Here is a 25,538-nt window from a genome sequence, read left to right as displayed (position 1 = left end):
TTACCCTTAATAAAAGCGATGATTTTTTTCGATCTTACTTACCACCAAGACCCACCAGATCAAGAGAGGTTGAAACAATAGCCTCACCCAAAGAAGCATTACATTCGCTTCTTCATTCCCTGGCGCAGGAATTCCTTTGATGGCCGCATAAATATTTGCGGGGAATATAAGAACCAAGTAAATCGCTGTCATAATGCCCGCTTTTTCACGAGTCTTTGGAATGAGCAGGAGTACAGCCAATATAAACTCGATCATTCCCGTAATATACACGATTTCTTCACTTAGAGGTATGAACTCAGGGATCATTTTGGCGAACCCTTGAGCTTCAATAAAGTGAAACACCCCTGCTAAAAAGAAGAAGAATGAGAATAGAATAAGTCCTAACACTTTCAATCCTTTCTTGCGTTTGTTCATCTATTTCACACCTCACTATAACAATGATAACGTACTTTCTAACTATACCTGAATATTCAGAGGAAATAAAAAGATGCGTTTGCCCTGCCCACATCCCTCAAAAAAAAGATCGACCATCACGTCGATCTTCCCTCACTACTATTCTAAATCATGAAAGTAACGAATCCGATAAGCATATTTTGCCACTTCCCCCAATTGATCAAGAAGTTGATAGTTTGCATAGGCTCCCACCACAGCCCCTACCCCGGGAATGAGTTGAAACAATTTCACTAAATCAATGTAATCCCGATACTCCTGCTGGAAAGTTCGCCAATCCAATCCCTTCAGTTTTTCTTTTTCCACATCCCAGTTTTCGATGGTGTCGAGAACATGTTTTTTATGAGAATCACTGGAGAAGGCAAGCTGAAAGACATAAAGCATAAACAGGCGTTCCTCATATTGTTTTGTATCATAGCCATGAATGGCAGAGCATTCGCTCAGAAACTTCATTTTGATTGATAAAAGTAACGGAAAATCTGCCATGCCTAGAAAGATTCCACCAGCACCAGTACCTGCTCCTTCAATCGTAGCCGCCTTCCGGTAAAATTCCATTCGTTCCTTCATAAGCGTTTCTCTTTCCTTCAGCGAAGGTTTCACTGGGACCTGCTGAAGGGGTACCCATTCGCTTCCCTTCAACGTTACTTCCACCATCTTCTTGATGCTTTCCGTTACTACATTATGTGCTTTCTCAGGGATCCATTGGTTCACTTTTGTTTGAGCTTGTTTAGAAACCCTTTGGAAGATGGAAGATTTTCTACTGAATTTACGTTTCCAGGAATCAAGCTCTTCTCTTTCATGGTTCACACTGAACCACCATCCTTTTTTCTATTTACTCATTCTATACGTTTCTACCTGCCGGATCGTTTCACTAAAATAATGTTTCTTCCATCTTCTTTAATCGCTGCACTAAGTAGTACTGACTAAATAGAATTGAAAATGCCAACCCGACCAGTAACGTAATCAACCCCTCTATCCATGCACCCTTTAAAAATAGAGGCAGGGAAAACACAACCGCCTGGATCACCATTGCCTGGTTTATGATTTTTTGAAAAGAAGACTTCTTTAATTCCCTTGATACAGGATAAATGAGAACCCAGATTTTATAATCAAACCGTTTAAACAAAGGGATCAGCTGAAAAGCTGTTAAATAAAGAAATACTAATGCCGTCAGAATACTGAAGATAAAAGAAGAATTCGAATAAATCAACAGAACGCCGATCAAGGTCAACCTAATGTAAAGACCTGAATATTCACTTGTTCTCACCAACGACCGAAGATACAAATATCGATACGTCGATGTTTGAGAGAAAGGGGTCCTCACAAGTCCATCAAGCCATTTTCTCCGGTGCACCTTCCCTTTCAGCTTAGGCACATCCGTGAACATATTGGCGATTCGATAAAAGATCAGCATCCGCTGCTCTTCCAGATTTATTAATAGATCCCATTTAAGATTTTTACCTTTGGTTGATTGAAAAAAGTAAAACGCATATCCGAGCATGACCAAAGCAACAATGATGACCATCCAGATATCTGCCTTCGATAACACTAAGAAAACGAGAGAGCCGCTTAGTAAAAATCGTAAAAAGCTGTCGGTCCAATGAACTTCCCTTTCCTGAAAGCGCAGCATAAACCACCGTACATATAGATTCCATATCTTTAATGCTAATACAAATCCAAGTAACGGAAAGAAGCTTCCAAAGCTGCTTCCGGAAACCGCTACATACATTGGCATGAGGGCAGCCAGTACGAGCAGTTGAATGTATGATTGAAACATGAAGCTGATCCAGATGCATTTGGTGAAATAACTCGATAATCGCCCCTCTATCGGCAAAAGAAACACGGCGTCCGCTTCTCTTAGAAACGTATAGACGGGACTCCATGCCAATAATAAGCCCAAAATCACCGCCATGATGAGTGGTGCAGGGAAAGCCGGGTCCAGGGTTTTCACCCACTGATTATATGTATACGCTGCTCCTCCCAGTGCAAAGATCAGGACGAATAGTAAATGATCGTTAAACATGTATTTCAAATACTTTTGAAGCTCCTGATTATACTCAACAATTCGTTTCTTCCAAATACTTTCCACCTTATTCATCATGGGATTCTTCCTTTGTCAGCTGAATATAAATATCATCTAAGGTTGCACCCGGCATGGAGAATTCCTTACGAAGCTCCTGAAGCGTTCCTTTTGCACGAATTTTCCCTTCATGAAGGATGATGAATGAGTCACAATATCTTTCTGCAGTTGCTAAAATATGCGTCGACATCAATATTCCTGCACCGTTTTGCTTCATCTCCTGCATCCAGTCCAGAAGTGACTGAATTCCGAGTGGATCTAATCCAACAAACGGCTCGTCAATGATATAGAGACTGGGCTGAATGAGAAAAGCGCACATGATCATCACCTTTTGTTTCATCCCTTTTGAAAAGTGTGCAGGAAACCAGCTCATCTTCTTCTCCATACGAAAGGCCTTCAACAGTTTATCAATTCTCCCTTGATACTCAGACTCTGATAAGCCGTAAGCCATGGCCGTCAGTTTTAAATGCTCTTCAAGGGTAAGCTCATCATAAAGAATCGGAGTTTCCGGTATGTAAGAAAACTGCTTGCGATACTGATCGGCATCACTCTTCAAGGTATGACCATTAATGGACACTTCTCCTTGCTTTGCTTCCATAAGACCGATTATATGCTTGATAGTCGTACTTTTCCCTGCTCCATTCAGACCGATCAAACCGACAATTTCATTTGAATCTATGGAAAATGTTATATCCTTTAAGACCGGTTTTCGGGTATACCCGCCAACCAGGTGTTTGATTTCTAATAAAGACACGAGCAGCAACGTCCTTTCTCTTCTACATGGTTTTCTCTATTTTATCAAAATTTCATGGTAAAGGCATTGTTAAACCAATTTCTCATTCCACATTTTAACATTCATAACAATACTCGATTTGCACATCATAATATTTGAAGGGGCCAGCAATAAGAAAAAGGGGATGGTTGTTAAAGACCAGCTAACCGATTTCACTATTGTTTGCGACTGTAAGGATTGTCGTCTTCTATAGTGAATGACACACTCACCATATTCATTTGTTCAAAAAATTGATAAATGAGGTGTTTGTTAAAGCACACTTTGACTGAATCAACTTACTTTATTAGCTTATCAAGCTTAGGAGATAAGGGGATGGTCACATTGCACAAAGTCATTCATGTTTCTAATGGTTTACACATATCATCCTTATAGCAAATGAGGTGTTTGTCCAAGACGGCTAACAGTTTCTATTGTCTGAATTGCTTAAATAGCGAAAAGATAAGGGGATGGTCGCATTGAACAATTTTCATTCTGACTTAAGAATGTATCACTACAGAAGCTACTAGCGAATGAGGTGTTTATCAAAGAGAATGAAGCCTGACATAAAAACCTTTATAGTATTACCCCTTCAAGAAGAGAGGCAGGAAAATCGTTCCTGTCTCTTCTTCATTTATTTTCTCTTTCATGATAAAATACATAAAAATGCCATTACAAAAAAGGTGGAGTAAACATTGAGTGACTGTATTTTTTGCAAGATCATCGACGGTGAAATCCCTGCTATGAAAGTGTACGAGGATGAGCATGTCCTTGCTTTCCTTGATATTAGCCAAGTGACGAAAGGTCATACATTACTTATTCCCAAAGTACATAAAGAAAACATCTATGAGCTGACTCCAGATCTTGCAAGTCACCTCTTCTCTGTGGCGCCTAAGATTGCTGACAGTATCAAGGCCGAGTTTAATCCTGTTGGAATGAATCTGTTAAGCAACGCAGGGGAAGAAGCAGGACAATCTGTCTTCCATTTCCACATGCATTTCATTCCCCGCTATGGCCAGGGAGATGGCTTTGGAGCCGTTTGGAAGACACATAATGATGACTACACTCCAGAAGACCTGAAAGAAATAGCTGAATCCATCGCACAGCATCTTTCCTAATAATTGAGCCTGATCCCGGAAGTTAAAGGGATCAGGATTTTTTCAGAATAATTAATCTTTGACAACGATACTCGGTATGTTATAATGTACCTATCTTTTCGCTAATGGCAACAGTGCACATTAGGAGAAGCAAATTGTATAGTTTAGTTGAGGAGAGATGAGAAATGAATACAAAAACACTTGTATCCCTGTCATTATTAGTAGGGATCGGAGCCGTCCTGCACACTGTGATCCCGGGAATTTTCTTAGGAATGAAGCCGGACATGATGCTGACGATGATGTTTCTGGGCATTATATTATTTCCAGCCAAGAAAAACGTATTACTTTTAGGTTTATTAACTGGAGTCATTTCAGGTCTGACAACACAGTTCCCAGGAGGATTCTTACCTAATCTGATCGATAAACCGATCACGGCATTCGTTTTTTACGGACTTTTCCTGGCTACTAAAAAGGTCACTCGTTCACTTGTAGGGGCTTCTGTTCTAACAGCTATTGGTACACTCGTATCAGGAAGTATATTCTTACTTTCTGCTTATGTGATTGTCGGTCTGCCTGGAGCTTTCTTTGCTCTATTTGCAGCTGTCGTACTTCCAGCTACACTTGTTAACGCCGGGGCAATGTTTGTGGTGTATCCAATCATTAACGGGATTTTAAAACGTTCAACCATTCGAGAAGCTGTCACAACAGAACAGCTATCCTAATTTAATCATAGTAAAGCCCTCCATTCATTGTGCTACCGCCACCTGAATGGAGGGCTTTTTCTATATCTTACTTGACTGCAACCCATAAGAGTACTCCAATCAAAAAGGTGATCACTCCACCGGACCCCATTATGGCAGCGCGCTTTTTTAATATATTCTTAGGAGGATACATACCTGGCCTTTGAATGGAAATGAAATTATACACCATACTTAGAAATAATACTGCACAGAGAGCAAAGAAACCAAAGATTATCCCGTCCATCGATTAGAATCCCTCCTTTACTCCACCCCTTACCTTTATTTTTATGCTGCAAATAAGGAAGTTATGAATTGACTTGTTTTAATCTGTTTTAAAAGGGAAAAGGAGAATACATGTCGATTGTAGAAATAGAGTATTATAGAAATAGAAGAACGAGGTGATCATAGTGAACAAAAAATCCCTGGCTTACGGGCTTTTAATCGGTGGAGTGGTCGGAGGAGTAGCATCCCTTCTCACGTCTCCTTCATCAGGGAAAGAAATCCGGGCACAAATCAAGGACAAGAAAGATGACTGGACTGGAGTAATCGATGAGATGAAGGTCAATATTGGTGAATTGAAAGAATCCATCGGCACCCTGTCTCAGGAAGGAAAAGAAACGGTCATGCAGCTTTCTAAAGATCTTCAAGCCTCCTTTAAACATTGGCAGGCTTCGACAGAGCCAAATAACCGCAGACTCCAGGAAGAAATCCAATCCATACAGAAAACCATTGAAGAATTGGAAAAATCGATTAACTCAGCAAATACACCTAATCAATAGCCAGATCCCCGCAGGCCATTTTCACTAATGATGATGGAAGGCTGTGGGGCTTTTTTGTTGAATTAGGAATAATACCGATTCTGTAGAAACATGTTTTGAAAAAAAATTATTATCCCCCTTCTTTTCTTTCAATATAATGATTTCATGCACAAATCCCGTCATTACAGTATCTATCCACCCACTAACCTCTGTTTTTCTCAGCATATCCCCATCAAAAATTATATACTTCGAAAAATTTTGTCAATTTAACCTTTATTAATTATTACTTTATTGGCATAATAAAATATAAGCGCTTTCTTTTTTGTGATAGTTGTTTTAGTAAGTCATTTTGGTACTACTTAGATTTATAAAGATTTTCTAGCAAAGTGGGTGAATGAGATGAAGGAAAGAGAATTTACTTTGAAAGAGGCTATGCTCTTCAGTCAAAGGATGGCTCAGCTTAGTAAAGCTCTGTGGAAGGCCATAGAAAAGGACTGGCAGCAATGGATTAAGCCATACGACTTAAATATCAACGAACATCATATTCTCTGGATTGCTTATCATTTAAAGGGTGCTTCCATTTCAGACGTAGCCAAGTTTGGTGTTATGCACGTGTCGACTGCATTTAACTTCTCCAAGAAATTAGAAGAACGGGAATTATTACAGTTTTCTAAACGGGAGAACGATAAACGGAATACCTATATTCAATTGACGGCTAAAGGTGAAAATATACTTCTTGAGCTAATGAAGAACTATAAGCCTGAGAGTCACTCAATCTTCCAGGGAGTTTCCCCATTAAGGGAATTATATGGAAAGTTCCCTGAAATGATTGAAATGATGACCGTCGTGCGAAATATATATGGAAATGATTTTATGGAGATATTTGAAAAATCGTTTCATAACATTGAAAATGATTTTTCTGATGATAACGGAAAACTCGGTGAATTATTTCAAGATGAAGAAGAACTGGCTTGATCTACAAGCTCTTCTTTAACTGTTTCATCAAAGCTGGATAAATGTCTTGAACTAAACAGCTATCAACCACCTCATGAACTTTCAGCTTTGAATGAAGCTGTTCTTCAAATTCTTTGAAAAGCGGAGTATTGTACACGAATCCTTCCGCTTTTTGCTTTTGGAGTTTCATGCTCAACCTATCACAAGTGATAAAGAACTCCTTCACTTCCCTCTCCGACAAACCCTTCCGAATGATCATTCGATGAAAAGGATAACCATTTTCGGGGATCATCTCCGCCATTAACCGTTGATAATACTCTATTTTCTCTATACGCTTCACTAAATCATTCAACTAAATCACCCTTCAGTCATTGCAAAAAATTCTCTTACTCTCATTGTACAAAACTATAACATACCTTTCCCAAAAAGTTCTTCTAAAAAATATGAAAAAATCAGCCTGAAATGTATTGATTTTTTCCTGCAATCGTAATAAAGTATGTTAGGCACTTAACTATGATTTATTCGTCTAATGGAGGCGATTTTTTTATGCATTGCTGGAAAACAATCAATCTGGAAAAACAATTCGGATTTTACCGAGTCTTTTTACTTTCATCCATCATCATGATGATGGTATTCTCATTAATATACGTACCAATTAACTTACTATTTCCAAGTGCGTTCTATGATAACCATTTCCTTGTGTTCTTCATAGGAATGTTGAGTATCTATCCATTGCATAAGTTTTTTCACATAGTACCGATACTTCCTTTTGTGAAAAAAATGAAGTTTAGATGCAATCGGAAACTCTATTTTTTACCGATCGTTTCTTTGCGAGTGGATCAGCCTATTTCAAAATATCGTTACATGCTTGCCCTGGTGGCACCATTCTTTGTACTGAACGGAATTTTGCTATACGGATGCATCCACTTCCCGCACTACTCTCATTACTTTACAATGCTGCTTGCATTTCATTCAGGAATCTGCGCCATTGACTTTATATATGCAAAGCAACTGATGGACTCTCCAAAGGATGCACTAATTGAAGAGAATGATGATGGATACGAAATATTGATTTATCAGTAAGGATGATGGATGGCCATTGAAACATAGACTCGATGGAAGAAATCATCCTTCTGCTTTTTTCAGGCGTTTTTACGAAAAGTCTTCATTTACTGATCGTAAATTCCTGCTTGAACTTGGATGAAATGTAAAAAAGAATGCAAAAAGCCTTATTTGCATGACTATTGCAATACTCTCGCTACCAATTAGAGAAATTATTTGGTAATGTATAGCTTAAAGGAGATAACGGGGAGGGGTTTGGATGATCTCCATGTTTTTAGTGTTTGCTGTTTTCATCTTATTCTATATAAATAAAATGACAAACGCATTATGTTTACAAAAAGAAATACCTGAAGAGCGCCAACCAAAGGTGTTTAGAACCATCAATATCCTAATCACCATATTATTGGTCTCTTCTTATATAGAGATATTATTTACATAGAAAAGCGGATGGGCTTCGCTCAGAGGCGACAAGCATAAGACGAATCTGCCTGAAAGGCGGTTTTTTGCCTTTTTGGCAGATTTGACTTATGACCTCGAGCCTCTAAGCCCTGGAGCTGGACAATCAGAAAAGCGGATGGGCTTTGCTCAGAGGCGACAAGCAAAAAGCAGACCCGGAAAAAATCCGGATCTGCTTTTTTATATCTATTCAAATTAGCAAACGTATGCTGCACCAATGATGATTAACAAAATGAATAGAACAACGATTAACGCAAATCCTCCGCCGTAAGCACCTGACATCTGCGCTTCCTCCTTTCATGTATGAAAAAGCCGCCTAAATATGAATAAAGCAAAAGGGGCCGCCTTTCTTAAGGTATTGCCCCCTCTACAGTCTTTATCCGATAACTTTAAACCCTGAGGCTAAAATTATAGCCATGCTGCACCCACAATGATTAACAGGATGAACAGTACTACGATTAACGCGAAACCTCCGCCGTATGCATTACCCATAACTTTCCACCTCCTTTGAAGCGCTAATTTATCTTATTCAAGTTAGCTGCCATTTGTTTTAGGCTAATGTCATAAATTTAGTTTTTTTTAGCAAATATATGCGGCACCAACGATGATTAATAAGATGAACAGCACTACGATTAACGCGAATCCGGAATTGTATCCACAGCTCATATTTATTACCTCCTTTTCTCTCTTCGCTCTTATCATATGAAAGTACCTAGGAAATGGGTGTGTAAAATGCCCATTTTTCTGAAGATAAATATGGAAAATATTTTTTTTCATGGAAAAAGTGTGTTATAGTATGTTTTGTAGAAATTTGACAAGCCATCAAATATTGTAGGAGTTGGTCACCATGAAAAAATGGATCATATCAGTATCATTGGCTGCGGGAGTCGTTGGACTCGCAGGATGCAGCGGAGACGGTGCTGAGGGAAACAGTGACGTTGTTGCAACAACAAAAGCTGGAGACGTAACAAAAGATGAACTTTACAAATCAATGAAGCAAAAATTCACTCCACAAATGGAACAAGCCCTTCAAGAATTGGTTTACACGAAAGTACTTGAAGAAAAGTATGACGTGTCGAAAGAAGAAGTCGACGAAAAGCTGAATGAAGCCAAAGACCAATTGGGACCTCAATTCGAGATGTTCTTACAACAATATAATCTTGATGAAAAATCGTTTAAAGAATACTTAAAGCTTCAATTACTTCAAGAAAAAGCTGCGATCTCCGACGTGAAAGTCACTGAAGAAGAAGTAAAGGAATACTACGAGACATGGAAGCCTGACATTCAAGTTCGTCACATTCTTGTAGATGATGAAAAAACAGCTAAAGAAGTGAAACAAAAATTAGCTGATGGTGGAAAGTTTGAAGAACTTGCAAAAGAATATTCAAAAGATCCTGGTTCTGCTGAAAATGGCGGAAGCTTAGGCTGGGTAGACAATGCTGGTCGTCAAAACTTCGTACCTGAATTCTCTAAAGCTTTGGACACATTAGAAAAAGGCAAAGTGAGTGAGCCTATCAAAACAGAATATGGCTATCACATCATTGAAGTGACTGATAAAAAAGAAAAGAAATCCTTTGACGAGATGAAAAAGGAAATCGAAAAAGAACTGAAGCTTTCAAAAGTGGATCCTCAAAAAATCCAGGAAGCGATGAAAGCTGAAATTGAAAAAGCTGACTTAAATATTAAAGATGAAGATCTTAAAAAGGCATTTGATCAAGTGTTGAACCCTGCGGCTGCACCTGAAGGCGGAGAAGCTCCTGCTGTACCTGAAGGAGAAGAAGCTCCGGCACCTACCGAAGAGTAGAACAAAAAGGACTGACGGATCCATTCCGTCAGTCCTTTTTATTCTCTATGATCAAGACGTTAGTTGACGTCTCCGCTCCTTCTCCTCTTCCATTCGATGAATGTAGACTTCTCCCTCCTTCTCTATCCACTCATCTTCCATATTCTTTTCTTCCTTAGCTGATTTAATCGTCATAAAGGCACTCCCGAAAATCCCTGCTACAACCAAGTACATCCAAATAGGTAGTGTCATTTGCTTCATCTCCTTATAGGTTTGTCCTCTTTATTCACACTATATGTAGGGAAGAGATAAAACATAACTAGATTTACCCTTTTATTCTACTAAAAAGACCCCGTTCCATTGTCCGGGGTCTAAGAGGTTATCTATTTATGAAAAGTCGGTTTATAGAATGAACGATTATCAAGGGCAAATACTCTTTCTGTATACTCCCCTGGTTTCACCCGTTCCAATGCACGGTCCAGCATATTCATCTTAGCATCCACATTATCGATATAATGGAGGATTTCAGCTTCACGAATAAGCGGCGGTTTAGGACTTCCCCATTCGGCTTTTCCGTGATGACTCAATACGAGATGTTGAAGGATCATCACTTCTTCCCCTTCAATTCCAAGCTCATCTGCAGCTTTTCCAATCTCGTTCACCATGATCGAAATATGACCGATCAGATTCCCTTCAATCGTATACGTAGTTGATGTTGGACCTGAAAGCTCAATGACTTTGCCTAAATCATGAAGAATGACCCCGGCGTACAATAGATCTGAATCCAGGGATGGGTATAGTGCTGCAATGGCTTTCGAGAGGTCAAGCATCGATACAACATGATACGCAAGGCCTGACACGAATTCATGATGGTTCTTGGTAGCAGCCGGATATTCCAGAAAAGGCTTCTGGTATTTTTTAATCAAGTGTCTTGTGATGCGTTGAATATTTGGATTTCTCATTTCAAAAATATACTGAGTGATCTTACTCGTCATTTCATCAATGCTCACCGGTGCCGTTTCCAGGAAGTCCGAAATGGCATAACCATCTGCCGGGGAAGCCGGGCGAATCTGCTTGATCTTGAGCTGACTCTTTCCACGATAACTATGTATGTCTCCAACAACCTGCACGATTGTTTCAGGTTGATATGCCTTCTCATCCTGCTCAGAAGCATCCCAAAGCTTAGCTTCCATATTTCCACTCTTATCTTGCAGTATCAGCGTTAAAAACGGCTTCCCTGTATTTGTCGTACCTTTGGTCATTTGTTTAATTAAAAGGGGTAATTCGATTGTTTCTCCGACATTAAATTGTGTAATCCCAGACATCTCTTCTCCTCCGTCCAACTATATTAGTAGTTTCAGTATACCATATTTCGCTAGAGTACAGGAGTGGAAAGGGTTGGAGAGATGGAGGCCAAACAATAATCAAATTCCAGAGGTCCGTCCCTCTCTCTTCTCACAACAAAAAAACCGCCCCCACCCGGAGACGGTTCTGACTAATTCACCAATGCTCTTTTTTGTTTCTTGCTAATCCAAACTTTCGTCGCTACCAGGCCTACGAGCATAATGAATGCTCCGAAGAAGTAGGGAATATGTATATTCCACTCAAACAGTGTCCCGGCAAGCAATGGTCCAGCAACGTTACCAAGACTGAGAAAGGAGTTATTCAGCCCCATGACCGTCCCTTGACGTTCTCCTGCCAGTTTTGAAATGAGGGAATTCAACGAGGGACGGAGCATCGAGTTTCCGACAAAGAAAACGGCGGTTGTGATCAAGACCCCTACAAAGTTAGTGGCAAATGTCATGATGACAAATCCCAGTGCACTGAGGAGCAAAGAGCCTGTTACTACTTTTTCCTCACCGAAGATCTTCGTCGCCCTCCCCACTCCCACTCCTTGAACAACGGTACCGATGATACCAATGATCAAAATGATGATCCCGACTTCCTGTGGACCATATCCATATCGTTCGAGTGCATAGTAGCTGAAGATTGATTGGAAATTGGCCAATCCAAAGCTCATGATGAATACGAGTACCAACAGAAACCCGACCGGACTCATCACCGCATTCTTCATGACAACGAAGCGATTTTCACGTTTCTCATTCGGGTCAAAAGTTCTTTTTTCCTTTGGATAGGATTCCGGTAAAATGATGACCGAGACAATGGCAGCAATGGAGGCAGCAATCCCGGCAAAGATAAATGGATAGGAGAGATTGATTTCTGCCAGCCATCCCCCGATTCCAGGTCCGATGACGATTCCAAGGCCCATCGCTGCACCAAGGATCCCCATCCCTTGCCCCCTATTGTCCTCATCCGTCACATCTGATACATAGGCCATTGCAGTCGGCATTAATGCTGAACCGAAAACTCCTGCCAGGATCCTGGACAGAAATAGCATCCATAGCCCGACAGCGAAGGCAAAAATGAATTCAGCAATAGCAAAGCCAACCAAGCCGATGGTGATTAATGGCTTTCTCCCGATTCGATCGGATAACCGTCCCCAAATAGGAGCAAATAAAAACTGCATAAATGCGAATACTGCCACCAACGCTCCAAGTGTTTGAGCATTGGCGTTGAATTTCTCTACATAGAAAGGAAGAATGGGGATGACCAGCCCGATTCCAACCATGACGATAAATAAGTTGAAGCTTAGTAATGCCAGTGGTCCCCGATTTCGCTTGGACCCTTTTGTATTTGTCATACTATGTGTTCCTTCTTTCTGACTATCATTTCTTTCCCTTGTTCGTCAAACAAACTCCTTGTAGTATTGTAACGAATCTGAGAAATTATTGCCAATTCAAATTTTTAAAATAATCATGCATTCCGGATCGATTCCTTTTCCATTCGCCTTAACACAATCATTTCATCCTCGGTAAACTCATTTCTTATATGAGGATGACAGGTAAAGAACAGAGTCTGATGGTTCGTTGACAATTTCCTCAACAGCTTTAGAAATGCATTCGTTCTTTCCCGATCAAAGTTTACTACTCCGTCGTCGATCAGTAGCGGTAATGGGTACTTGTCCCGGAAAGATTGAATGAGGGCAAAGCGAATTGAGATGTATAACTGTTCTTTCGTTCCTTGACTGAGTTCTACTGCATGGAAAACTGCACCGTCCTTTCTCTCTACACTGATCATCTCATCATCCCGTAAGAAAATCCGTAAATAGTGGCCATCCGTCAGCTCTCTAAAGTTCCCTTCTGCAAGCTCCATCACTTTAGGCATCTTCGATTTCTGGTAAAGATCCATTGTTTTCTTTAAGGCCACTTGTGCTAACGTATATTTGGACCAGTCATACGCAAGTTCTTGAAGCTCAGCCTTTTTGCTTTGAAACTCCTGAAGGATTGAGGAATAGCTTTTTCCTTCCTCCAGCACTTTTATTTCATACGAAATGGAAGCGAGCTCTTTTTGATGTGCAGAGAGCTCAGTTGATAGCTCTTCGATTTTTTTCGATACACCTTTTAATTCTTTTCTGCTATCTTCCTGTGAATTAAACCGTAGAAACGTGTTAAGTGTTCGTTCGGTCAGCCTCGTTTTCATTCCATTATATTGAGTCGATAGGTCCATTCTCTCTTCGGCGAGAAGTGCCTTTTTACGAAATTCTGGTTCTTCTCTGCACCCTGCAGATTGAAGAAGGGTCCCAATCTCTTCACGGATCTTTCCACCTTCAATTCTTAGCTTCTTTATCTCAAAAGAAAGAGGCTCGAGCTCTGTTTGGATGCTGTTGATTACGAGGGTTTTCTTTTCAACATCCTGTATGAACCCCTTCAGTTTAATCATGGCCTCATCCACTGTTGTAAACGTGAGAGAGTGGCGATGGAACCAATCCTGACAGTGGTCCCTATATTCATTCATTTTTCGGTCCACATAATCCTGCTCTTCTTTAAGATGGATATAAGCCTCATAACTCGAGACGGTCTCTTTCATTTTGACAAACGCATCACGCAGCCACTTCCAGTGAAAATCAGAAGGTAAATAGAGCTCTGATTTTAGACCGGACAATCTTTGTTCTCCTGAAACAATTTCTTTCTCTACTTCCTTCTGTTTTTCATGGAGCTTCCGAAGTTTCGCCTGTTGCTCTTCTAGTGAAAGAATTCGCTGTTTCCACTCGTTCCTCAACTCCATTTGCTGCTTTAAGCTTTGCTCAGCCCTATCCAGAGAGTGAAATTCCAATTGACTCTCAGGCTGAAACTCTTTTGCTCTTGCTTTAGTTTGTTGAAGTGTGCTGGATTCTTCTCTCAGATTCCCCCTCGCCTGCATTCCGGATGCAGCCACAACAATGAAAAGAAGCAAGCTGATCCCGACAAAGAGCCCATTCCCGTTCACGATTGCCCATGACCCCATCCCGAATAAAAGAAGGAGTGCTGCACCTATCAGGAAAAGCTGCCGGGTGAAGGAGGACTTTTTTCTGCCGAAACGTTCTTCTGCCTCTTTTAGTTGCAGGTTCATCCAATTTGTCTGGTCCCGTGAAGCTTGCCGGGAAGATTCAATCTTCACCTTTCTTTGCAATTCTTGATACTCATCTTCTTCCATCAGCCTATCCTCTAAGCTATCACATTTCCTTTCTATGTTGTGAAGTTCTCCTTCTTCCTCTTCGTAATGCTTCTGGAAGCTTTCGCGTTCGTGAAGGAGCTTTGATTGCTGGTCCAGTGCATTTTGAATACGGTCAGACATCATTAAGCTAGTATCCAGTGTCGGGATATCTTCCACCTCTATTGGTAATCCCAATTCACGGATTGTATCGTTGATCTTACTACGCACCGTTTTTAGTTCTCTGCTCCGTTCACTGCTTTCTTCTTTCCATTTCATATAAAAAGATTGTTGAGACAATATCTTTTCTATAAAAGGAATGTCTTCAATTAAAGAAGGATCAATCTCTTCTGATTCTAATTTGTTGTGCAAATTTCCATGTTTCGTCTCCAAGGTTTCAAGATATGCCGATACTTGCCTTTCTTCCGTTTTAAGTTCGTTTAAACGCTCTAATCCTTTTGCAGGAAACTCAATTGTTTCCAATTGGGAAAGCCGCTCCTCCACTCTTTTGAAGCTAGTGAGAGTATCCCAGTTTTCAATTACTGAAATCAGGTTTTCTTTCTTTTCAGCAAGAGATGCCTTTTCTTTCTCCAAGGATGAAATCCGGTTTTCTAATGATTTTTGCTTCACTATGAGAGGACGGTATTGATCATTTTTTTCTTTTCCTTCCTTTACTTGTTTTTCAAGGAGTTTTAATTGTGTCAAAACTGAGTTGACCATCGGCTTTCTTCCCGATTTCTTAAACAACTGTTCCCTCTCTTTCTGCCAATCCTGTTCCATTTGTAAAAGGAGGTCCGTCCCTGTAGAGCCTGCAGAGAATAGGTAGCGGTTCAGTTCTTCTTTTTTGAGGCGCTGAATGTTTTGCAGCCCTTCGAGGTTGAATGAGAATATGTTTTGGTAAGTTGTCCTGTCCATATTTCCGAGGAGTTGTTGAAGTGTTTCTTCTCCTTCTGTTCTTCCGTCCTCGAATTGAACGGTCACGTCCCCTGTGGCTTTCCCTTTAACCCGCTCGATACTGATAAGCCCTTGTCCTTCCACCTGGCAAAGAATTCTTCCGCCATACTCTTTAAAGGATTTCGGTTCATACCTGAGCAGGGATTGCTGCTTCGTCGGAAACCCGAATAAAACGCTGTGTATGAACGACATAATCGTTGATTTTCCAGCTTCATTTTCCCCATAAAATAGTTGAAGGTCACTAATCGTATAGTGCTTGTTTTGTATTTTTCCGTATCCATAAATATGAAGTTCGAGCAGTTTCATCCCATTCACCTCCACGTTCAGCCTTTATTTTGTAACAAGTGCTCTGTTTCTTCTATTAAAGATCTCTTCTCTTCTTCCTTCAAGGGGTCCAGAAAGCGGTAAATAGATGGGTGCTCATACATTTCTGCCAAGGCATCCTTCCACTCTTCTTCACCCATGCTTTCCAGGGTCTCCATTACTTCCTGAGAGAATGGATCCTGTTCCATTCGCCGACTCCCTTGTGTATGATTCCATCTTATGGAATGAATCCACTTCAAACCCTGGTGACTTTCGTATTCTGACTGCAATGCTTCCAGTAGATCACCATTTTCTATTTTGCCCGCCATGTCATGAGGCAGTGATTCATCATCCGTCAAGATAACCTCAATGATCACATCCGCTTCTTCAAGAGATTCCAGTGCTTGCTGGATACGCTGAAAAATTTCACCAAAGCGCTTGATACCTTGAAGGGATACCGTGCATGTCTTCCACATCAAGTCGTGAGTGGGGATAAAAGTTAATTCTGTGTGGTGTTGATCAAGTGTCACCTCATAGCATCCTTTTTCACCAGTCTCTTTCCGGTGTCTTCCCTGGATGTTACCTGGATACACGATGTAAGGCTCTTCGTGCAGAATTTGCCTCTCATGGATATGCCCCAAAGCCCAGTAGTGATAATTTTTCTCCAATAGCTCCCTTATCGCAAAAGGCGCATACGTTTCATGAGAAGAATGCACACTTCCTTCGCTTCCATGGAGGATGCCTATCGTATAGCGTTCTATGGAACGTTTGGGATAATCAGCAATCCTTCTTTCCTGGATATGTCTTGTATCATAGCTGAACCCGACGATGTCGACAGTTGTCCCGTTCTTTACAGTAAGCTGTTTCACTTCTGTTTCTTCGCTGAAGATATGTATGTTATCCGGCATATCGAGGTCTAATCGATAACTTCCAAGATGATCATGATTCCCGTGAACGACGTATACAGGAATGTTGTTTGAATGCAACAGATTGAATTGCTTTAATAATTTCGCCTGCGCACGAATGCTGCGATCTTCCTCGTCAAACAGATCTCCGCTGATGATCATGAAGTCAATTTGTCTATGAATCGCTTCCCTTACCACTTTTTCAAAAGAGGCAAAGGTACTATTATGTATTCGTTCGAACACGTCCTTAGGTAAATGTTTTAGTCCTATAAAAGGACTATCCAGATGTAGATCTGCTACATGAAAAAACTGAATCTTCCCCATGAGTTTCCCTCCCTGCACTACGAATATATGTTCTTATATTCTTTCATTATATCCTAAAACCGGCGATAATTTCAGTATATATTCAACATTTTACGCGATTCATAGAGAAAGGCTGCCCCGGACGACGGAGACAGCCTTTATCGATTTATTTTTTCGATGTTATATCAATTGCTTTTTTAATATCTTTATATGAATTAGATTTCCCGTACAATAGCACTCCTCCGCGATACACTCTTGCTCCAAATACTCCAAGAATAATAATCGTCGCGAGAAGGACCGCTATTCCTATGATTGGTTCATACACTGGTAGATTCAGCATCCCTACTCGAAGGAACATGACCATAGGTGTGAAAAACGGGATGTACGAAGTAATCGTCACAAAACTGGATTCCGGATTCCCAAGACCGAACATGGAGATGAAGAATCCAATCATGATCAAGAAGGTCATCGGCATGATCATCTGTTGTACATCTTCTATCCTACTGACAAGAGATCCGAGTAATGCAGCCAGGGTGGCATACAGGAAATACCCTAATAAAAAGAAGATGACTGCATAGATAATGACACCTACTGATAAAGATTCAAATCCGAATCCTTCGAAGAAATCTCCGACCAGTTCATCTTTCTTTTGAATCATTGTAAAATATCCCACTGCCAGGATTACGGCTAACTGTGTTAACCCTGCAAGGCCGATTCCAATGATTTTGGCAAACATTTGTTTAACCGGAGACACACTGGATATTAGGATTTCCATAACTCTCGAGCTTTTTTCTGTGGCGACTTCCATGGCCGTCATATTGGCGTAAGCAATGACAGAGAAATAAATAAAGAATAATAGAACATATACTATACCCCTCGCCTGACTCAGTTCTTCTTCAGACTTGGCTCCTTCAATAAGGGCTTCCTTTTCAAAGGCAACAGGACCGCTTAACAGTGCCAGTTCATCACCTGAAAGCTCTAATTTACTTGCAGCCAGTGAAGACTTCACATTTTGCAGGGCGACTTGTAATTCCCCGGTCACATTGGACTCTGATAGTGAATTGGATTTATACAGAGCTTGTGGAAGACCTTCAGGGCTTTCACTCAAAATGAGTAATCCTTTTAATTCTTCAGATTCTATATTCTTTTCGATTTCTTCCATCGATTGGGTGGCAGGTTCCAGCTCGATCTCGCTATTCATGACCTTCATCTGCTGCACTAGCGGATCATACAGGTTGCCCGTTTCGTCCTGAACCGCTATTTTACTCTTTTCATCATCACTGAAGTTCGAAATGATACTGTCAAAATTGGCCAGTAATACAAGGGCAGCGGCAATGATGACGGTGGAAATGATAAAAGATTTTGCCTTAAGCTTTGAAAAATAGGACTGACTAAGGATCAAGAAGAAATTATTCATAAGAAGTTCCCACCTTTTCTATGAAAATATCGTTCAGGGAAGGTTCTTCTAATTCGAATTTACGAAGGAATCCCTTTTGAACAACATCATGAAATACACCTTGGGCAGCATCCTCAGACTCGACCTGAAGAAGAACTCCTTCCGTTGTTTCTTTCAGCTTCGTCACACCTTTCAAATCCTTTAGATGTAGAAGATCAAAATCGGAGTGAATCACCACATTCTTCTTCCCAAAGGAACGTTTGATCTCCTTCAAGCCACCATGCACCACGGGACGCCCTTTATGCATGATACACAGGCTTTCACAGAGCTCCTCTACATGCTCCATGCGGTGACTGGAGAACACGATTGTCGTTCCATTATTCTTGATTTCCCGGACCGCATCCTTTAACAGTTCAACATTAACCGGATCCAGACCGCTGAACGGTTCGTCGAGAATCAGTAAGCTCGGCTTATGGATAACCGATGCGATAAACTGTATTTTTTGCTGATTCCCTTTTGAAAGTTCTTCTACTTTCTTATTGACGTTTTGAGGAACATTGAATCGATCCAGCCAGTAATCCAGTTCTTTCAGGATGGTCTTTTTCTCCATCCCACGAAGACGTGCCAGGTAGACGATCTGATCGCTCACCTTCATTTTTGGATAAAGTCCTCTTTCTTCAGGCAGATATCCAATTTCCGGACTTGTGGAATAATCGATCTTTTTCCCTTTCCACGTAATCTGACCTTCCGATGCATCTAACAACCCTAACACCATTCGAAATGTCGTCGTCTTCCCGGCCCCATTCGCGCCCAGGAACCCAAACATTTCTCCCGGTGGGATATCCAGTGACAGCTGATCTACTGCTGTAAATTGTCCAAAGCGTTTGGTCACCTGTTGTATACTCAAACTCATTTCAGCATTCCCCTCCTACACCCTTAAACGAGCATCCTTTTTATCTCTCTAGTACTCTACGATTCTACCCAAGAAAGGTTTCATTTTCCCTCTTTTTTATTTATCAAAGTATTTAGACTTCCCAAAAAAATGATAATATGAAAAAATAAAAGAGTACATGAATTCTATACAAAGGGGTATATCACAATGAAAGTATACAAATTAACGGTTTTTGAAAAAGACGGAAAAAAGATTCTTGATGAATCATTCGAAGCTTCATCCGACAGCGACGCGAAGAAAATGGGAGAATCTATGTTAGAAGATAAGGGGTATTCCAATCATACCCATCGCTGTACCTCTCCTCTTGGGAAACTATTGTTGTTTCATGTGTAAGGCTTACATCCTGCATTACGGGTCACTTTCGTGGCTTGTAATGCATTTTTAAATTAAATGGATTGAATGTAAAAAGAAAAAAAGAACCAACCCTCCAGGTTAGTTCTCTTCAACTATTATTCTCCCTTAAATTCAGGTCGTCTTTTTTCCACAAATGCTCGAATGCCTTCCTGGTGATCCGATGTTTGACGCATGAGCCATTGCCCTTCTTTTTCCAGCTCAAGTGCACGTTGAAGTCTGTCTTTGTTTAATGTGACATATACTTCTTTCGTTTTCAGCATCGCTTTCGTCGGTGCACCTAATGCTTGTTTCGTATAGCGTTCGATGCCTTCTTCCAATTTCCCGGAAGGAATCGCTTCGTCAACCAGTCCCTTCATAAGAGCCTCTTGCCCTTCCAATACTTTACCGTTCCAAATCAATCGTTTGGCTTTATGTGTTCCCAAGCGCTCTTGCAGAAGAAAATGACTTCCTCCATCCGGTATCAGTGCGATGCCGATAAAGTTCATGGCGAGCTTGCTGTCTTCTTCACACAAAATATAGTCAGAGCAAAGCGCCAGACTGAAACCAAGACCTGCAGCAGCACCATGTATACCTGTTAGGACAATTTTCGGCATGGTGTACAGCGTCATCACAAGTTCACTGATGGTATCCATAATACTTGAGAACTGTTCTTCCCCGCTTAAGGAAAGCATGGATTTAATATCTCCTCCAGAAGAAAACCCCTTTCCTTCCCCTGTCAGTACCAATAAAGAAATCGATGGGTCATTTTTTACTTCTTTTAACGCAGCCAGGAGCTCCCCCATAAGCCCTGCATCCAACGCATTCAGTGATTGTGGCCGGTTCAGCTGAAGCCTTGCCACCTTACCTTCTTTATGTAATCTAACTGTTTCGTATTGATTTGACACTGTCAAAAAAATCCCTCCCCTTTCTTCTAGCATAGCGTAATATCCTATTTTTAGGAATCATTTTTTTGAATAGTATAATAATTCAAATGAGAGGCCGACTTCGGACCGACCTCCCATACGATTTATATTTGTTCCATCTTATCTTGCACTTGATCCCGCAATGCTCTCTTCAAAAATTTACCTACTGACGTCTTTGGAATCTCATTAAGGAACAGGATTTCATCCGGCAGCCACCATTTGGCAAACTGTGGTTTCAGAAAGTCCATGATTTCTTCTTTGGATACATTTCCTTTTCCCGAATCTTTTAACACCACACATGCGATCGGGCGTTCCTGCCATTCTTCATGGGGAACTGCAACTACCGCTGCTTCGAAGATATGTTCATGTGCCATGAGTGCATTTTCAATGTCCACAGAAGAAATCCATTCTCCACCTGATTTGATCAAGTCCTTTGTGCGGTCAACGATTTTAATGTAGCCCTCTTCGTCGATGGTGACCACATCCCCTGTATATAGCCATCCATCACGGAATGCTTCCTTCGTTCTTTCGTCTTCATAGTATTCAGATGCAATCCATGGACCTCTCAGGGCAAGTTCTCCCATTTCCTTTCCATCCCAAGCCACTTCTCCGTCTTTCCCGACGATTTTCATGTCTAATCCAGGGACGAGGATCCCTTGCTTTGCTTTCAATTCAAGCTTTTCTTCAGGAGAAAGATCATCATGATAACTTTTCGAAGCAGCGATCACGGCAAGTGGACTTGTTTCCGTCATTCCATATGCATGCATGAAGGGAATACCGAATTTCTCTTCAAAGGTCCTGATCATTCCTTTAGGGGCCGCCGATCCCCCACATAGAACGGAACGAAGACTGGAGAGATCATATTCATTTTTCTCTAATTCATTAAGCAAACCAAGCCAAATGGTAGGGACCCCTGCAGAGATGGTTACCTTCTCATCCTGCATTAACTGTGCCAGCAATCCGGGAGTGAAATATGGTCCAGGCAGAACCTGCTTTGTCCCGAACCATACAGAGGCGAACGGAAGTCCCCATGCGTTTACATGGAACATCGGTACGACTGGCAGAGCCACGTCTCTTTCGCAGACACCAGTGGTATCCGCAAGCCCCAGCGCCATGGCATGCAGGACGATTCCACGATGAGAATAAATGACCCCTTTCGGATTTCCGGTTGTGGCTGATGTGTAACACATCCCGGCAGGAGCATTCTCATCAATGTCTGTCCGGAATTGGAAAGAAGGGTCGCCTTCCTCCAGCAATCTCTCATAATGATAAACGGGTTCCAAAGTGGTTTCCGGCAAATCACCATCGGTCATTACAATGAAGGCTTTGACCGTCGGAATCTGGTCTTTGATTTTTTCGATGAGCGGTACAATGTCTGAATCGATGAGCAATACCTGGTCCTTTGCATGATTGATGATATATACGATGTGCTGAGGTGATAAACGAATATTGATCGTATGTAGGACAGCCCCACTACAAGGAATCGCAAAATAGGACTCAAGATGTCGATGATGGTTCCAGGCAAGTGTGCCGACCTTATCCCCTTCTTCAACCCCGAGTTTTGATAGGCTGCTTGCAAGTCTTCGTGTTCTTTCTCCCCACTGTTTATACGTGAAGCGGCTTATGCCGGACTCAGTGCGTGAAACGATTTCTTTGTTAGGAAAATACTTTTCGGCTCGTTCAATCATTTGTGTCAGAAGCAGAGGTGTTTGCATCATATTCGATCTCTCCCCTCAATTTTGGTAAGCGTTTACAAAAATATTGATTGATTTCTATGTCTACCTTACTAATTCGACCTTTTCAGAAGTATTCCTTTAAGTATTATTGAAAAATTCCGATAACTTTATATGTATAAACAACAATCCGATAGGTATAAAAAAGAAGCTGCCCAGAAATCTGAACAGCTTCTTTTTATGAAAATAAGTCATTTAAGATCTTGATCTTCTTATCGGTATATTCTTTGAATCCAAGGTTGTAGGCGTTTGGCTCTTTCGGATTGGCAAAGTGCGTGATCTTTCCGGTCTTCGGATCGATGAATTTACTTGCAGCGCCACAGCCGATGCCGATGATGGTCTGGACCTCTTCCATGATCATGATGTTATATAGGCTATCCTGCCCTGGGAGAGCATAGCCGACATTTTCGAGGTTACCCAGAATGTTCTTCTGACGATATAAGTAATAGGGATCATAGCCGTGTGCCTTGGTCCACTCTTCGGCAAGGTCCATCATCTTCCCTATTTCCACCCGGTCTGCCACTTTATACTTGTCTTTATTCTTCGTCATTTCAGACGCCCGCTTGAATGACAGTGTGTGGACGGTCAACGATTCCGGCATAAGCTTCTCGGTCTCATCCAATGAATGCTGAAGCTCTGGAAGCTCTTCACCTGGAAGTCCGATAATGAGATCCATGTTGATGTTGTTCATTCCCATGTTGCGGGATAAATGAAATTTATCGATGGTCTCTCCCACTGTGTGATGACGACCGATCGCTTTTAATGTTTCTTGTGTATACGACTGAGGGTTGATGGAAATGCGGTCGATATTCCATTTCTTTAGTACCTCCAGTTTATCTGGGGAAATCGTATCCGGTCTTCCTGCTTCTACCGTCACTTCCCTTACCGAGTCCACATCTGGGAATGATCGATACATTTCTTCATATAGGGCATCCATTTCTTCTGCCGTGATGGAAGTAGGTGTCCCTCCGCCATAGTAAATCGTCGTAATCTTGACGTTATTCTCTTTGAGCCAGCGTCCCATTTCCTGGATTTCATAGTGAAGACCGGCCAGGAAGGAATCTACCCGCCCTTGTTTACCGAGAATCGCGTATGCAGGAAAAGTACAATACGCACATTTGGTAGGACAAAACGGGATTCCGATATAGATGCTCACTTCATGCTGGAGATCATAGAGATCCGGTACAACCGAAAGCTGCCGGTCCACGATGTTTTGCATTAGCTGAATCTTTTCATCGGTAATAAGGTATTCCTCTTTCAATTTCGCATGAATCTCCTCTTGGGGGATCCCAAGCTGAGTCTGCTTATGTAAAAGCTTGGTAGGACGGATCCCTGTTAAGATCCCCCACTTTTGCCTGATTCCAGTCAGGTCTTGAAGAACATTCAGATATACATGAGATACTGCAGTTTTCAGCTGTTTGAATCGTTCTTTTTCATTTTCATATGAAGTCCAGCCTCGTTCATAGGTCGCAGTGTATAATTTATCAGAAGACGGATTTATCAACACAGCTTTTGCTTCTATCTTTTCTTCAATTGTAAGTTCTATTTTGATTTGAAGATCCATGTCATCACAAGAGCCAAAGTGAATCACGGATTCTTCAAAAAATAAATTAGCAATCAATCGCAGGGGGCGCTCAAAACGCTCATCCTCGACTCCTTTTATCAAAACATTCACGTTCTAATCACCTTTCACCAAATCTAATAAGCTTTTATAAGTGTACAGAATGGGGTGGGATGGTCAATGGCATGGAGTCCCTTTCAAATAAATACAACACCCCGCTTTCCAATAGAAAAGCGGGGTGTATCGGTTTATGATTTAATGATGTTCATTTTTTTCAGGAATGGAATCGGGTGCTGCTTACGGAATAGCTCTGTTACAAAGTATGGGATGCCTTTTTCGCTTTGGCTCCGTGTAATCCAGTTCGCTGCATCTCTCACCTGTCCAGGCGCGTCTCCCATAGCTACCCCAAGACCACAGCATTCCAAGGAGTCGATGTCATCCAGCCCCGATCCAACCATCACGATTTGATCCTTTTTCACTCCAAGGCGTTCAGATAAATACATTAACCCTCGAAGCTTAGATACGCCCCTTGGTACGATATCAAGTTTATAGTCGGATGTCGGAATGGCGTCCACTTCTTCATACATTCCTTTTAGAGAAGCGACGACGTCCCATACATCTTCACGATGCTCCATGACAACCGATATCTTTGGAACCGACATTGGATTCTCCAATAGATGATCACTCACACGATCCACAAACTGCTTACTATAAAGTAATTTCGACTCTCTTTGCCATGAGACTTTTGCCATCTCCCTTGCCTGGGAATTGGCTTTGCCAATGATTGACCTCTTTTCATGGGATAGAGCTACTTGGCTTGAGAAACCTTCAAGGAATTGAGCGATTTCATACGTAATGTCCTCGGCAATCTTTTTTACGTACAACGGTTTTTCAAACTCACCAGCGATGTAGGACCCACTATGTGTAACAAGCGGGGTTTTGAGTTTAAGGGCCTTGGCTACTTTCTTAGCTGAAGCAAAGCTCCTGCTTGTTACCAATGTGACCGTTACACCTTTATCTTGAACGTACTCAATTGCATCCTTTGTTTCTCTCGCAATTTTTCCGTTTTCATTTACAATCGTTCCATCAATATTTAACGCCAGCATTCTATAGATCATCATCGGTGTCCCCCCTATATGTTGTCTACTCCCTTTCTTTACTTTTATGAAGGATGGGAGACAAATATGACAAGGGGTGGGAGCAATTCGCAAATTATAGCGAGTGGCACTCATCAACTGGATGAAAAGTTCTTGTTGCAGTATCGCTTAGAACTGAAAAGTGTTCTTATTTTAGCGAATTTATGGAAAAAGTGCCTACTTATTTACATTATTAAATATCTTGACGTGCATCGTAGTCGATCATCCCCTACATTTCATCCATAATTAACTTTCAATAATGCCCTCTCAATTTTATGGCGTCGTTTTCTGAACTTATTGCGTCGTTTTTGAAGGTTATTGCGTCGCTTATATTTTTTATGCGTCCTTTTTCTATTTTTC

General features: G+C 41.2%; 27 protein-coding genes and 1 pseudogene. 8 read left to right on the top strand and 20 right to left on the bottom strand.

Translation table 11 applies throughout. From position 1 onward, the window contains the following. Positions 1-6: 6 nt before the first annotated feature. The 4 genes from ACQKFO_RS17370 to ACQKFO_RS17355 all read right to left on the bottom strand — a co-directional run bounded on the left by ACQKFO_RS17370 (position 7) and on the right by ACQKFO_RS17355 (position 3,284). A complete protein-coding gene (locus ACQKFO_RS17370; protein WP_427600118.1) occupies positions 7-414 on the bottom strand; it encodes a DoxX family protein in 408 nt (135 codons plus the stop codon). 138 nt (positions 415-552) lie between these two features. Next, positions 553-1,257 (bottom strand): EcsC family protein, encoded by a 705-nt coding sequence (locus tag ACQKFO_RS17365; RefSeq protein ID WP_427600117.1) that lies wholly within the window; start codon positions 1,255-1,257, stop codon positions 553-555. Between the two features lie 64 nt (positions 1,258-1,321). Then, positions 1,322-2,551, bottom strand: a complete 1,230-nt coding sequence (locus ACQKFO_RS17360; RefSeq protein ID WP_427600116.1) for an ABC transporter permease — start codon at positions 2,549-2,551, stop codon at positions 1,322-1,324. Then, the gene (locus ACQKFO_RS17355) at positions 2,541-3,284 is read right to left on the bottom strand and encodes an ABC transporter ATP-binding protein (protein ID WP_427600115.1); all 744 of its coding nucleotides are present in this window, start codon (positions 3,282-3,284) and stop codon (positions 2,541-2,543) included. Before ACQKFO_RS17355 ends, ACQKFO_RS17360 begins: the two co-directional genes overlap by 11 nt. 710 nt (positions 3,285-3,994) lie before the next feature. Between ACQKFO_RS17355 and ACQKFO_RS17350 the strand changes: the two genes are divergently transcribed. Both ACQKFO_RS17350 and ACQKFO_RS17345 read left to right on the top strand, forming a co-directional pair. Then, positions 3,995-4,417 carry an HIT family protein gene (locus tag ACQKFO_RS17350; protein WP_427600114.1) on the top strand — a complete coding sequence of 141 codons (423 nt, stop codon included), beginning with the start codon at positions 3,995-3,997 and terminating at the stop codon, positions 4,415-4,417. Positions 4,418-4,581: 164 nt separating this feature from the next. Further along, positions 4,582-5,118, top strand: a complete 537-nt coding sequence (locus ACQKFO_RS17345) for a tryptophan transporter (protein ID WP_324747736.1) — start codon at positions 4,582-4,584, stop codon at positions 5,116-5,118. A gap of 67 nt (positions 5,119-5,185) precedes the next feature. On the opposite strand, the gene ACQKFO_RS17340 is transcribed toward ACQKFO_RS17345, so the two are convergent. Continuing rightward, positions 5,186-5,380: a hypothetical protein gene (locus tag ACQKFO_RS17340; protein ID WP_113971264.1), complete on the bottom strand. Its 195-nt coding sequence runs from the start codon at positions 5,378-5,380 to the stop codon at positions 5,186-5,188. Between the two features lie 163 nt (positions 5,381-5,543). Here ACQKFO_RS17340 and ACQKFO_RS17335 point away from each other — a divergent pair, with 163 nt between their 5' ends. Together ACQKFO_RS17335 and ACQKFO_RS17330 are read left to right on the top strand one after the other, a co-directional pair. Then, positions 5,544-5,915 carry a YtxH domain-containing protein gene (locus ACQKFO_RS17335; protein WP_427600113.1) on the top strand — a complete coding sequence of 124 codons (372 nt, stop codon included), beginning with the start codon at positions 5,544-5,546 and terminating at the stop codon, positions 5,913-5,915. A gap of 378 nt (positions 5,916-6,293) precedes the next feature. Next, positions 6,294-6,869: an HTH-type transcriptional regulator Hpr gene (locus ACQKFO_RS17330; RefSeq protein ID WP_113971262.1), complete on the top strand. Its 576-nt coding sequence runs from the start codon at positions 6,294-6,296 to the stop codon at positions 6,867-6,869. Position 6,870: 1 nt separating this feature from the next. On the opposite strand, the gene ACQKFO_RS17325 is transcribed toward ACQKFO_RS17330, so the two are convergent. Next, positions 6,871-7,200, bottom strand: a complete 330-nt coding sequence (locus tag ACQKFO_RS17325) for a DUF1878 family protein (RefSeq protein ID WP_427600112.1) — start codon at positions 7,198-7,200, stop codon at positions 6,871-6,873. A gap of 194 nt (positions 7,201-7,394) precedes the next feature. Between ACQKFO_RS17325 and ACQKFO_RS17320 the strand changes: the two genes are divergently transcribed. Further along, entirely contained in the window at positions 7,395-7,931 is a 537-nt protein-coding gene (locus ACQKFO_RS17320; RefSeq protein ID WP_427600111.1) for a DUF3267 domain-containing protein, read from the top strand. A 238-nt stretch (positions 7,932-8,169) separates the two neighbouring features. Beyond that, entirely contained in the window at positions 8,170-8,349 is a 180-nt protein-coding gene (locus tag ACQKFO_RS17315; protein ID WP_034763303.1) for a hypothetical protein, read from the top strand. Positions 8,350-8,561: 212 nt separating this feature from the next. Here the strand turns inward: ACQKFO_RS17315 and ACQKFO_RS17310 are convergent, their stop codons facing one another. The 3 genes from ACQKFO_RS17310 to ACQKFO_RS17300 form a co-directional block, all read right to left on the bottom strand. Then, the gene (locus ACQKFO_RS17310; protein ID WP_082051156.1) at positions 8,562-8,648 is read right to left on the bottom strand and encodes a YjcZ family sporulation protein; all 87 of its coding nucleotides are present in this window, start codon (positions 8,646-8,648) and stop codon (positions 8,562-8,564) included. A 126-nt stretch (positions 8,649-8,774) separates the two neighbouring features. Continuing rightward, complete coding sequence (locus ACQKFO_RS17305) at positions 8,775-8,858, bottom strand: YjcZ family sporulation protein (protein ID WP_032089274.1); 84 nt, start codon at positions 8,856-8,858, stop codon at positions 8,775-8,777. Positions 8,859-8,945: 87 nt separating this feature from the next. Continuing rightward, a complete protein-coding gene (locus tag ACQKFO_RS17300; RefSeq protein ID WP_044337791.1) occupies positions 8,946-9,032 on the bottom strand; it encodes a YjcZ family sporulation protein in 87 nt (28 codons plus the stop codon). A 181-nt stretch (positions 9,033-9,213) separates the two neighbouring features. Between ACQKFO_RS17300 and ACQKFO_RS17295 the strand changes: the two genes are divergently transcribed. Beyond that, positions 9,214-10,170 carry a peptidylprolyl isomerase gene (locus tag ACQKFO_RS17295; protein WP_427600110.1) on the top strand — a complete coding sequence of 319 codons (957 nt, stop codon included), beginning with the start codon at positions 9,214-9,216 and terminating at the stop codon, positions 10,168-10,170. Positions 10,171-10,221: 51 nt separating this feature from the next. Here ACQKFO_RS17295 and ACQKFO_RS17290 read toward each other — a convergent pair whose 3' ends face one another. The 7 genes and pseudogenes from ACQKFO_RS17290 to ACQKFO_RS17260 form a co-directional block, all read right to left on the bottom strand. Beyond that, positions 10,222-10,401, bottom strand: a complete 180-nt coding sequence (locus ACQKFO_RS17290; RefSeq protein WP_113971257.1) for a sporulation YhaL family protein — start codon at positions 10,399-10,401, stop codon at positions 10,222-10,224. 131 nt (positions 10,402-10,532) lie between these two features. After that, the gene (gene yhaM / locus ACQKFO_RS17285) at positions 10,533-11,474 is read right to left on the bottom strand and encodes a 3'-5' exoribonuclease YhaM (protein WP_427600109.1); all 942 of its coding nucleotides are present in this window, start codon (positions 11,472-11,474) and stop codon (positions 10,533-10,535) included. A 170-nt stretch (positions 11,475-11,644) separates the two neighbouring features. Further along, positions 11,645-12,877: pseudogene (locus ACQKFO_RS17280) on the bottom strand (MFS transporter); the annotation flags it as partial. 86 nt (positions 12,878-12,963) lie between these two features. Beyond that, positions 12,964-15,939, bottom strand: coding sequence for an AAA family ATPase (locus tag ACQKFO_RS17275; protein ID WP_427600108.1), 2,976 nt, complete (start codon positions 15,937-15,939; stop codon positions 12,964-12,966). Positions 15,940-15,956: 17 nt separating this feature from the next. Then, positions 15,957-17,165 (bottom strand): metallophosphoesterase family protein, encoded by a 1,209-nt coding sequence (locus ACQKFO_RS17270; protein ID WP_427600107.1) that lies wholly within the window; start codon positions 17,163-17,165, stop codon positions 15,957-15,959. Positions 17,166-17,310: 145 nt separating this feature from the next. After that, positions 17,311-18,561 carry an ABC transporter permease gene (locus tag ACQKFO_RS17265; RefSeq protein WP_427600106.1) on the bottom strand — a complete coding sequence of 417 codons (1,251 nt, stop codon included), beginning with the start codon at positions 18,559-18,561 and terminating at the stop codon, positions 17,311-17,313. Further along, a complete protein-coding gene (locus ACQKFO_RS17260; protein WP_427600105.1) occupies positions 18,554-19,453 on the bottom strand; it encodes an ABC transporter ATP-binding protein in 900 nt (299 codons plus the stop codon). Before ACQKFO_RS17260 ends, ACQKFO_RS17265 begins: the two co-directional genes overlap by 8 nt. A gap of 186 nt (positions 19,454-19,639) precedes the next feature. Between ACQKFO_RS17260 and ACQKFO_RS17255 the strand changes: the two genes are divergently transcribed. Beyond that, the gene (locus ACQKFO_RS17255; protein ID WP_427600104.1) at positions 19,640-19,825 is read left to right on the top strand and encodes a YhzD family protein; all 186 of its coding nucleotides are present in this window, start codon (positions 19,640-19,642) and stop codon (positions 19,823-19,825) included. A gap of 116 nt (positions 19,826-19,941) precedes the next feature. On the opposite strand, the gene ACQKFO_RS17250 is transcribed toward ACQKFO_RS17255, so the two are convergent. The 4 genes from ACQKFO_RS17250 to ACQKFO_RS17235 all read right to left on the bottom strand — a co-directional run bounded on the left by ACQKFO_RS17250 (position 19,942) and on the right by ACQKFO_RS17235 (position 25,163). After that, the gene (locus tag ACQKFO_RS17250) at positions 19,942-20,736 is read right to left on the bottom strand and encodes an enoyl-CoA hydratase (RefSeq protein WP_427600103.1); all 795 of its coding nucleotides are present in this window, start codon (positions 20,734-20,736) and stop codon (positions 19,942-19,944) included. A gap of 116 nt (positions 20,737-20,852) precedes the next feature. Then, positions 20,853-22,466, bottom strand: a complete 1,614-nt coding sequence (locus ACQKFO_RS17245; RefSeq protein WP_427600102.1) for a long-chain fatty acid--CoA ligase — start codon at positions 22,464-22,466, stop codon at positions 20,853-20,855. A gap of 193 nt (positions 22,467-22,659) precedes the next feature. Further along, complete coding sequence (locus ACQKFO_RS17240) at positions 22,660-24,156, bottom strand: coproporphyrinogen III oxidase (protein WP_427600101.1); 1,497 nt, start codon at positions 24,154-24,156, stop codon at positions 22,660-22,662. Positions 24,157-24,290: 134 nt separating this feature from the next. Next, a complete protein-coding gene (locus tag ACQKFO_RS17235; RefSeq protein WP_427600100.1) occupies positions 24,291-25,163 on the bottom strand; it encodes an HAD-IIB family hydrolase in 873 nt (290 codons plus the stop codon). Positions 25,164-25,538: the final 375 nt, after the last annotated feature.

It is taken from the genome of Rossellomorea sp. NPDC071047 (genome assembly GCF_050270195.1).
In the GTDB taxonomy this organism is placed as follows: Bacteria; Bacillota; Bacilli; order Bacillales; family Bacillaceae_B; genus Rossellomorea.
The sequence above is the reverse complement of the archived record's forward strand: the minus strand, read 5'-3'. Positions and strand labels throughout refer to the sequence as shown.

Bases quoted from the DNA above. Each gene is read 5' to 3' on its own strand.
- ACQKFO_RS17370 (WP_427600118.1), bottom strand. From the start codon at position 414: ATGAACAAACGCAAGAAAGGATTGAAAGTGTTAGGACTTATTCTATTC.
- ACQKFO_RS17360 (WP_427600116.1), bottom strand. From the start codon at position 2,551: ATGATGAATAAGGTGGAAAGTATTTGGAAGAAACGAATTGTTGAGTAT.
- ACQKFO_RS17345 (WP_324747736.1), top strand. From the start codon at position 4,582: ATGAATACAAAAACACTTGTATCCCTGTCATTATTAGTAGGGATCGGA.
- ACQKFO_RS17340 (WP_113971264.1), bottom strand. From the start codon at position 5,380: ATGGACGGGATAATCTTTGGTTTCTTTGCTCTCTGTGCAGTATTATTT.
- ACQKFO_RS17330 (WP_113971262.1), top strand. From the start codon at position 6,294: ATGAAGGAAAGAGAATTTACTTTGAAAGAGGCTATGCTCTTCAGTCAA.
- ACQKFO_RS17320 (WP_427600111.1), top strand. From the start codon at position 7,395: ATGCATTGCTGGAAAACAATCAATCTGGAAAAACAATTCGGATTTTAC.
- ACQKFO_RS17315 (WP_034763303.1), top strand. From the start codon at position 8,170: ATGATCTCCATGTTTTTAGTGTTTGCTGTTTTCATCTTATTCTATATA.
- ACQKFO_RS17310 (WP_082051156.1), bottom strand. From the start codon at position 8,648: ATGTCAGGTGCTTACGGCGGAGGATTTGCGTTAATCGTTGTTCTATTC.
- ACQKFO_RS17305 (WP_032089274.1), bottom strand. From the start codon at position 8,858: ATGGGTAATGCATACGGCGGAGGTTTCGCGTTAATCGTAGTACTGTTC.
- ACQKFO_RS17300 (WP_044337791.1), bottom strand. From the start codon at position 9,032: ATGAGCTGTGGATACAATTCCGGATTCGCGTTAATCGTAGTGCTGTTC.
- ACQKFO_RS17295 (WP_427600110.1), top strand. From the start codon at position 9,214: ATGAAAAAATGGATCATATCAGTATCATTGGCTGCGGGAGTCGTTGGA.
- ACQKFO_RS17290 (WP_113971257.1), bottom strand. From the start codon at position 10,401: ATGACACTACCTATTTGGATGTACTTGGTTGTAGCAGGGATTTTCGGG.
- yhaM (WP_427600109.1), bottom strand. From the start codon at position 11,474: ATGTCTGGGATTACACAATTTAATGTCGGAGAAACAATCGAATTACCC.
- ACQKFO_RS17275 (WP_427600108.1), bottom strand. From the start codon at position 15,939: ATGAAACTGCTCGAACTTCATATTTATGGATACGGAAAAATACAAAAC.
- ACQKFO_RS17270 (WP_427600107.1), bottom strand. From the start codon at position 17,165: ATGGGGAAGATTCAGTTTTTTCATGTAGCAGATCTACATCTGGATAGT.
- ACQKFO_RS17265 (WP_427600106.1), bottom strand. From the start codon at position 18,561: ATGAATAATTTCTTCTTGATCCTTAGTCAGTCCTATTTTTCAAAGCTT.
- ACQKFO_RS17260 (WP_427600105.1), bottom strand. From the start codon at position 19,453: ATGAGTTTGAGTATACAACAGGTGACCAAACGCTTTGGACAATTTACA.
- ACQKFO_RS17255 (WP_427600104.1), top strand. From the start codon at position 19,640: ATGAAAGTATACAAATTAACGGTTTTTGAAAAAGACGGAAAAAAGATT.
- ACQKFO_RS17245 (WP_427600102.1), bottom strand. From the start codon at position 22,466: ATGATGCAAACACCTCTGCTTCTGACACAAATGATTGAACGAGCCGAA.
- ACQKFO_RS17235 (WP_427600100.1), bottom strand. From the start codon at position 25,163: ATGATGATCTATAGAATGCTGGCGTTAAATATTGATGGAACGATTGTA.